Raw genomic sequence first — 8,488 nt, 5'->3', positions numbered from 1 at the left:
AATGGGAGTGCATGAGCTGTGGTACAGCTCATGATCGAGATATAAACTCAGCTCTAAACATTCTTGCGCTTGGGCATAAGCGTCTAGCTGTAGGAATCATCCTCTTTTAAGGGGGTGAGGATGTCAATGAGATGAATTTTCAGTCTATAATACGGGGCTCTTATTAAAGCTTGGCTCTAGTCGAGATTTACTCTCTCTTACTTTAATCTCTGGAAACATTGCAATGAATGCGGCCGCTTCACAAGACACTCCTCTCGTTGGAATTATCATGGGTTCTCAATCGGATTGGGCAACGCTAGAAAACACTGCCAATATGCTCAAACAGCTTGGCGTCCCATTTGAAGCGGAAGTAGTATCTGCACACCGAACTCCAGATCGATTATTCGAATATGCCGAAACCGCACGTGATCGTGGTATTCAAGTAATTATTGCCGGTGCTGGCGGCGCAGCACATTTGCCAGGCATGTGTGCAGCCAAGACTGATTTGCCTGTACTCGGCGTACCGGTAAAATCATCGATTCTAAATGGTGTTGATTCACTGCTTTCAATTGTACAAATGCCTGCAGGGATTGCTGTCGGTACTTTGGCCATTGGCCCAGCGGGTGCAACCAATGCGGCGATCATGGCTGCACAAATTTTAGGTTTAACACGGCCTGAAATCGCAAAAAATGTTGCAGATTTCCGTGCTGCGCAAACCGATAAAGTGGCGAGTAAAAATATTCCGGGTCAAGCTTAATTAAGGGGCATTTCTCATGGATAAAACCATTGGTATTTTTGGTGGTGGCCAGCTTGGTCGCATGATGGCGCAAGCGGCATTGCCTTTAAACATTCAATGCACCTTCTTTGAAGCGAGTACCGACTGCCCTTCTGCAGCGCTAGGTCCAGTGATTTCGACTCAAGCTGAAAATGGTTTGCAAGATTTCATTCAGAGCGCAGATGTTTTCAGCTTAGAGTTTGAAAATACTCCGTTAGCAGATGTTGATGTGTTGACCAAGAACAAAGCATTGCACCCACCGCGCCAAGCTTTAGCGATTGCACAGCATCGTTTGTCCGAAAAGGCTTTGTTTGATGAATTGGCTATCCCAGTTGCACCTTATAAGGCCGTGACATCTTTCGAGGGTTTACAAGCTGCTGTTGCTGAGTTGGGTTTACCCATCGTACTGAAAACATCGCGTGGCGGTTATGACGGTAAAGGTCAATTTGTGCTACGTAGCGCTGAGCAAATGGATCAAGCATGGGCTGAACTAGGCCCTGCAGGTGAATTGATCGCGGAAAGCTTTGTAACCTTCTCACGTGAAGTCTCAATCATTGCGGTGCGTGGTCAAGATGGTGATGTGAAAACATGGCCATTGGCGGAAAACCACCACCACAACGGCATTTTGTCGCATTCGATTGTGCCTGCACCAAACAGTGCAGACTTACAACCAGTTGCGCAAGATTACATTACTCGCCTGCTCAATCATTTGAATTATGTCGGTGTTTTGACGCTAGAGCTTTTTGTGACGGATAAAGGCTTATATGCCAATGAGATGGCGCCACGTGTGCATAACTCGGGGCATTGGTCGATTGAAGGCGCAGTGTGTTCACAATTTGAAAACCACATTCGTGCTGTAGCAGGTCTACCTTTGGGTTCAACTGAAGTTGTTCGTCCAACGGTCATGGTAAACATCATTGGCCAACATCCGAAGTCTGAAGATGTATTGGCACTGAATGGCGCACATTTGCATCTGTATAACAAAACAGAGCGTGAAGGTCGCAAAATCGGTCACATCACATTAATGCCGAACGATACTGCAGAATTAACAGCTTTATGTCGTGCTTTGGCGAAAATTTTGCCGAATCCACTGGCACTTAGCGAAGATATGACCATTTAAACCTGTGTTTGAATGATAAAAAAGCGGTCATGCACATGGCCGCTTTTTTTATTGCTGTAGTTCGGGCATCATTGCGCCTCTTTGCAAAATCACACCGTTTATCGCTGAAACGATAAGAAACTATGGATCATAAAGTGTTCGTTCGTTTATAAATATTCTGCGCTAATCTTCGTATGGTTTTTTGTGTATCAATAGTCTGCGATGTATGTGAATCAAAATCAAAAATAACTAATGCGTTTTGAATTCAAACTGTGTTTTTAAATTTAAACTATGAATTTGAATTCAAAAAATCCTATGCCAAAAACAATGAATTCAAAGTTTATGAATTTAAATTTCAAAAAATGAATTCATTTCGCTGTGTTTAAATTTAAAAATTTGAATTTAAAAGTTGATCAGAATTATTGGATCTGTAGAAAGTGCTTTTAAAAGCTATAATATTTTGATTATTAACAATAAAGATGAATTGTTACGCTATTTTGAATTTGTGGATAACTTTTTCTACATGCGATTTATTTTTAAATTTAAAAGTTTTAAATTTAAATTTAAACCGTTGTTTGGTTTGTAGTGAATTTAAAACTGGGTTGTGGATAACTGCTTTTGAATTCAAATTTCAAAAATGAATTTAAATAAGTAGAGATTATGAATTTAAATTTACGTTTTGAACCTTTAACTTTTGCTTTGAGATGCTATTGTTAAAGCAACAATTTAAATTCAAAAAAAGATCAAGGGTATGAAGCATCACTTAGGATTTGTTTTCGGGACTGCTTTATTGGCAATAACTCAGGCAAATGCCGAGTTGATTATTAATGGTCAGTCTGTCAATTCGTCGAGTATGCCTGCAACAAGCAGCATTTCATCACAAAATAACTTTCAAGGTTGTTTAGCCAATTTGCGCTCGCAAGCGATTAATGCAGGTGTGAGTGCGTCAACTTATGATCGCTATACGCAAAATTTAACACCTGATTATTCTGTGATTGAAAAGCTCAACTATCAGCCTGAGTTTTCAACTCCGATTTGGGACTATCTGTCCGGTCTGGTAGATGAAGAGCGTGTACAACTAGGTCAGCAGAAATTGGCGCAGCATCGTGATGTATTAAACCGTGTCGCAGCGGCTTATGGTGTGCTTGCTGAAACCGTGGTCGCGGTTTGGGGTGTGGAGAGTAATTTTGGTGATATTGCGGGTAGCTATCCTTTATTACAGTCATTGGGCACTTTAAGTTGTGAAGGACGCCGTCAAAGCTATTTCCGTGGCGAGTTTTTTGCAGCCATGCGGATTTTGCAGCGTGGTGATTTAAATGAATCTCAATTGAAAGGTTCGTGGGCAGGTGCATTTGGTCATACCCAATTTATGCCGAGTACCTATGAAGAACTGGCCGTGGATTTTGATGGTGATGGCCGCCGTGATTTGGTGTCGAGTACCACGGATGCGTTGGCATCTACAGCCAACTTCCTGAAAAAGCGTGGTTGGCAAACTGGTCAGCCGTGGGGCTTTGAAGTAAAAATTCCCGAAGGAATGTCGATCAGTGGTGAAAGTCGCCGTAATAAAAAGTCATTAGATAGCTGGATGAATCGTGGTTTGCAGCGTGCCGATGGTACACCGTTAATACAAGGTAACCTTTCTGGATCGAGCCAAGCAGGTTTAATGGCACCGGCTGGGGCAAGTGGGCCTGTGTTCTTGGTGTTTAAAAATTTCGATGCAATCTATAGCTACAATGCCGCAGAGAGTTATGCATTAGCGATTGCGCATTTATCCGATCGCTTGCAAGGCAAGGGTGGCTTTAGTACGACATGGCCAACCGATGATCCTGGGACTTCACGTGCGGAACGACGTGAGATTCAACAATTTTTACTTAACCGCGGCTATGACATCGGTAAAGTTGATGGATTAATTGGAGATAAAACCCGTCAAGCAATTCGACAAGAGCAAAATCGACTGGGTTTAAGTCCAACAGGTCGGGCGGGACAGCAGATTTTACGGGCATTTCGTAATGAGCATGCCAAGGCAATGATGAATTAAGTTTGAGCTATGCTTTTTATATAGTAGTCAATATATATAAAAGCTTGTCTATATAAAAAAGGTCTGCAATTGCAGACCTTTTTTATATGTTTTTGACTCTTAAACCGCAGTGATTGTACCTAAGATACGATAGCCAGCAGCACCAGTCACACTTGGTAAATTTGCACTAAGCTGATTGACAAAGCGCATCGCCAACCAAGCAAAGGCTGTGGCTTCCACCCATGTTGGGCTTAAGCCTAAATCGGCGGTACTTTGTACCGTCCATTCATGTTTACGTAAACGCCAGCGCAGTTGCTCTAATAGGTGCGAATTGTATGCACCACCACCGCATACATAGACTTCACCAGTATCCATATCAGAACGGTAAATGGCTTTTTTAATGGCACGTGTGGTGAGTTTCATTAAGGTTGCTTGAATGTTTTCTGGTGTATCTTCGAGTTCGTCATATTCGAGATCTCCACGCCAATCGAGAATCTGTTCATCTAACCATTCTAGATTGAAGTCTTCACGACCTGTGCTTTTTGGCGGTTCTTTAGAGAAAAACTCATGTGCTTGTAAGCGGTCGAGCAGACTGCGAATAGGTTGACCATAAGCTGCCCAGTTCCCATTTTCATCATAGGGCTGACCAGTATAACGTTCGCACCAAGCATCCATTAAAATGTTAGCTGGACCTGTATCAAAGCCATAGACATCTTCAGGTTTACCCGCAGGTAACATGCTGACATTGGCAATGCCACCCAAGTTTAAAATCACACGGTGAATAGTGTCATGTTGGAAAAGCGCTTGATGAAACGCAGGAACTAAAGGTGCGCCTTGACCGCCTGCAGCCATATCACGGCGGCGGAAGTCTGAAATCACCGGGATTTTAGTGAGTTCGGTAATAATATTGGGGTCGCCAATTTGCAGGGTAAAACCATGTTCAGGGCGGTGGCGAATGGTTTGTCCATGTGAGCCAATCGCCTTGATTTGACTACGATCTAGCTGATTCTTCTCGATCAACTCATTGATGCCATGACCGATCATTTGAGCTAAAGCAACGTCTGCCTTACCCATACGATCAATTTCGTTGTCATCAGGCAAGGTGAGAGCCATTAGTTCATCACGAAGGTCTGGGTCAAAGGGAAGTGTGAGCGTCGCATGAATCTCTAAAGGATCAAAAGAAGCAGCAACAATATCGACACCATCCATGCTTGTGCCGGTCATTACCCCAATGTAGATCGCTGTCATGATGATTCTTAAGCCTGCAATGTGCTGAAAAAGTGTTAGTATATCGCACAAATTGTATAACTGATCTATTTGGATTTTGTGATGTCAAATTTCCTGCCGGCTGAAGAACAACTTGCCCTCATTCAACGAGGCACACATGAGATTATTTCTGAAGAAGATCTTCTTAAGAAATTAAAGCAGAATCGCCCATTAAAAATTAAAGCGGGTTTTGACCCGACTGCACCTGATTTACATTTAGGTCATACGGTTCTGATTAATAAATTAAAAGTTTTCCAAGATTTAGGTCATGAAGTTTACTTCCTGATTGGTGACTATACAGCCATGATCGGTGACCCAACGGGTAAGAGCGCTACGCGTCCGCCGTTGTCTCGTGAAAAAGTTTTAGAAAATGCTAAAACGTATCAAGAACAAGTATTTAAGATTCTTGACCCTGCGAAAACTAAAGTTGTGTTTAACTCAGAGTGGTTTGGTCAAAAAACTGCTGCTGACTTGATTCAGTTGGCTTCACAGCAAACTGTGGCACGTATGTTGGAACGTGATGACTTCACTAAACGTTATAACAGTCATCAACCGATTGCGATTCACGAGTTTTTATATCCATTGGTACAAGGTTATGACTCAGTTGCACTAGAAGCGGATGTAGAGTTGGGGGGTACAGACCAAACCTTTAACTTGCTGATGGGTCGTACATTACAAAGCCGTTATGACCAAGAGTCTCAAGTGTGCATTACTGTGCCGATTCTTGAAGGTTTAGACGGCGTAAATAAAATGTCTAAATCTTTGGGTAACTATATTGCAGTCTTTGATGCACCGGGTGCGATGTACCAAAAAGTGCTGTCAATGCCAGATGATTTGATCGAACGTTACTTTGACTTATTGAGCTTTAAATCGATTGAAGAAATTCAACAGTTGCTCAAAGAAGTGGCTGAAGGCCGTAACCCACAAGAAGTGAAGAAAATTCTTGCACTTGAATTGGTTGAGCGTTTCCATGGAGCAGAAGCTGCAGCAAATGCGCACAAAGGCGCAGGTAACTTGATTACTGAAGGTGAACTTCCAGAAGGTACACCAGAAGTGACGATTTCTCGTGGCGCATTTGGTGGTGAGATTTTCATTACTTCTATTTTGCGTGAAGCGGGTTTGACTAAAAATGCAGCTCAAGCAAAAGATGCAATTGGTCGTGGCGCGGTGAAAGTGGATTGGGAAGTGGTTGATGCAGGTTATGCTGTGTCAGAAAACAAAACTTTGATTATCCAAGCGAGCAAAAAAGCGATCGCAAAAGTAACTTTTACCGACTAATAAATTCTTGAATTTTTAGTTAAGTTATTGAATTAAAAGCAGGCTTCGGCCTGCTTTTTTTTACCAATTAATATATTAATAATATAAATAAGCAAATTCAAAAAAAACCTTATAAAAACAACACTTAAATTTTGCCAAATGTGTTGCATTTCTCGAATTTTATGTATAAGATTTATTCATCTAGAGAGATATATATACCATCTAGAGGGTACATAATCATAACTCCACTTTTTATAAGTCTCTTCCCCAAGGGACTCTTTTTTTAGTGAGTTAACAAATAACTATAATAACTACACGATGGATCGACTAAAGATTCAATTCTAAGGGAAAGATTTTGGGAGAGATCTTTCCCTTTTTTATTTGTAAAATTGAGCTATTCCTTTCAAAAATCACATTCATTTCTGTATTAAAGATTTTAATCGAGCCAGAAAAAAAGCCCGATTCAATCGAGCTTTAAAATGTCTCTCTACTAAGACCGATGTTCATGGAATTTTGTTTTAGGGCTTAGAGCCAAATTGAATGAAGCTTAATTTAGGTAAGATCCGCTTGACTAAAGTCCCGACTAAAAGTGCGGTAATAATGGTGCCTTCACGGACTCCGATGACTTGATGTAAGACTAGCCCGCTACTGATAACTGCAATACTGACCAAGACAATGTCGCCATAGGTTTTACAGTTGCCAAAATCAAGGCGATAACGAATAGCAATGGCTTGATAGAGACCTTCTGCGGCTAAGAGGACTAGACTGGCTTTGACCACTAAGCTCACACCTAAAGCGGTAATCAGGCAACTTGCCAAGCAAGCCAGGAGTTGAAGTGGGTAACTTTCTATGCTCCAGCCTTGGGTGAGCCACATTAAACCGTCAATAAATGCACCAAACAAAATTCCCACGGGTAATTGCAGCCACTGTATCCACTGAAAGCGTGATTTTAAGATCAGCATTTGCAGCAGGATCATGACGATGTGCATCAATACTGTTAATGTGCCGACGGTGAGTGGAAAGATATAGCTAAAGCTGTAGGGCACCGAGGAAATAGGGGATGTCCCTAAATTTGAATGTATAGAGAGTACGACACCAAAAGCCAATAATCCTAATCCGCTTAATAGTAAGAATAAGCGTGGAAAAAACTGTGTTGGCATCCTGCACCTAAAAAATAAAAAGAGTGTACGTAAAACGCAGCCTGCACTCTATGCGTCTAAAGCCCAAAAATAGTGGCTTTTTATGACTGTGATCGTTAATAGTGATTATTCAAATAAAATAGGCTGTATTTTTATCAGCAAAAATGACTAAGCATGTAATTAAAATGATTTTTGCAAAAACAGGCCTTATGGAACAATGGTCAAAAATCAAAAAAGAGCAACAACATGGCGTATTACAATACCGATAATCATGATGAACAGATTGATCGAATCTTGAGGTATTTATTTGACTACCAAACTACACAGCATAAAAGAGCATTATTTTGTGAGGCGCAGCAACAATTACATGATTTGGATATCGCAGCACAGTACCAACTATTTGCATTGGTACGAGAACAACTCCCTCGACGTGCCAAGCTGCTATTTTCTGCCGAGGATTTCCGTGGAAAGCAACAAGTCATCTTGGAAGTCATGCAACATTTAGCATTTGAACGTTAAAAAATGCTTGGAAATATAAAAATGCACGCAAAAAAATGTCTATAAAGCTTGAATAGGTGTGATGACAGAAAAAAATGATGTGCTTTGAGGAAGAAAAGTAGACTAATGATCAATAAATAATCAAAGCTACTTTTATTAGATTTAAAAGCGCTGAAAAAGATTTGCTAGATATAAGAAATTTACTTAATTAAATATCGACTATTTGCTAAAAATTTATAAAAAATGCCTCTGTACACGACAAATTTCATAGGATCCTTGTCCTATCAGGCTTTTTCTTTCTTAAAATTGCTAGCACTTTCTTAAATTCTTCTTTTTTCCAAAACCAATCAAACGTAGAATAGCCATTTGAACATAGTCCAAACCGTAGCGAAATAAACTTACTGAAAGTCGTCCATGCTTCTTTATTTTTATCGCTTTTTTCCGATCATGTTGCCATT

At 40.8% G+C, this 8,488-nt stretch carries 8 protein-coding genes and 1 pseudogene; 6 read left to right on the top strand and 3 right to left on the bottom strand.

Annotated features, from left to right (window positions below; all coding sequences use genetic code 11):
* The 4 genes from FTT85_RS17540 to FTT85_RS17525 form a co-directional block, all read left to right on the top strand.
* Positions 1–110: zinc ribbon domain-containing protein (locus FTT85_RS17540; RefSeq protein ID WP_180118533.1), on the top strand; the 110-nt coding region annotated here is incomplete at its 5' end.
* Positions 111–223: 113 nt separating this feature from the next.
* Positions 224–736, top strand: coding sequence for a 5-(carboxyamino)imidazole ribonucleotide mutase (purE, locus tag FTT85_RS17535; RefSeq protein ID WP_078189531.1), 513 nt, complete (start codon positions 224–226; stop codon positions 734–736).
* A gap of 16 nt (positions 737–752) precedes the next feature.
* Positions 753–1,874, top strand: coding sequence for a 5-(carboxyamino)imidazole ribonucleotide synthase (locus tag FTT85_RS17530; protein ID WP_111886091.1), 1,122 nt, complete (start codon positions 753–755; stop codon positions 1,872–1,874).
* A gap of 730 nt (positions 1,875–2,604) precedes the next feature.
* Positions 2,605–3,891 carry a lytic murein transglycosylase gene (locus FTT85_RS17525; RefSeq protein WP_180184070.1) on the top strand — a complete coding sequence of 429 codons (1,287 nt, stop codon included), beginning with the start codon at positions 2,605–2,607 and terminating at the stop codon, positions 3,889–3,891.
* 99 nt (positions 3,892–3,990) lie between these two features.
* Here FTT85_RS17525 and FTT85_RS17520 read toward each other — a convergent pair whose 3' ends face one another.
* Complete coding sequence (locus FTT85_RS17520; protein ID WP_078189534.1) at positions 3,991–5,118, bottom strand: anhydro-N-acetylmuramic acid kinase; 1,128 nt, start codon at positions 5,116–5,118, stop codon at positions 3,991–3,993.
* Positions 5,119–5,181: 63 nt separating this feature from the next.
* On the opposite strand from FTT85_RS17520, the gene tyrS reads away from it, so the two are divergent.
* On the top strand, positions 5,182–6,414 hold the full coding sequence (gene tyrS, locus FTT85_RS17515) for a tyrosine--tRNA ligase (protein ID WP_171262600.1): 1,233 nt from the start codon (positions 5,182–5,184) through the stop codon (positions 6,412–6,414).
* A gap of 497 nt (positions 6,415–6,911) precedes the next feature.
* On the opposite strand, the gene FTT85_RS17510 is transcribed toward tyrS, so the two are convergent.
* Positions 6,912–7,553 carry a YitT family protein gene (locus FTT85_RS17510; RefSeq protein WP_180184069.1) on the bottom strand — a complete coding sequence of 214 codons (642 nt, stop codon included), beginning with the start codon at positions 7,551–7,553 and terminating at the stop codon, positions 6,912–6,914.
* 225 nt (positions 7,554–7,778) lie between these two features.
* Between FTT85_RS17510 and FTT85_RS17505 the strand changes: the two genes are divergently transcribed.
* Positions 7,779–8,051 carry a hypothetical protein gene (locus FTT85_RS17505; RefSeq protein WP_180184068.1) on the top strand — a complete coding sequence of 91 codons (273 nt, stop codon included), beginning with the start codon at positions 7,779–7,781 and terminating at the stop codon, positions 8,049–8,051.
* A gap of 244 nt (positions 8,052–8,295) precedes the next feature.
* On the opposite strand, the pseudogene FTT85_RS17500 reads toward FTT85_RS17505, so the two are convergent.
* Positions 8,296–8,488, bottom strand: a pseudogene (locus FTT85_RS17500) (IS4 family transposase); the annotation flags it as partial.

This window comes from Acinetobacter sp. YH01020 (genome assembly GCF_013420275.1).
GTDB classification, from domain to species: domain Bacteria; phylum Pseudomonadota; class Gammaproteobacteria; order Pseudomonadales; family Moraxellaceae; genus Acinetobacter; species Acinetobacter amyesii.
The sequence above is the reverse complement of the archived record's forward strand: the minus strand, read 5'-3'. Positions and strand labels throughout refer to the sequence as shown.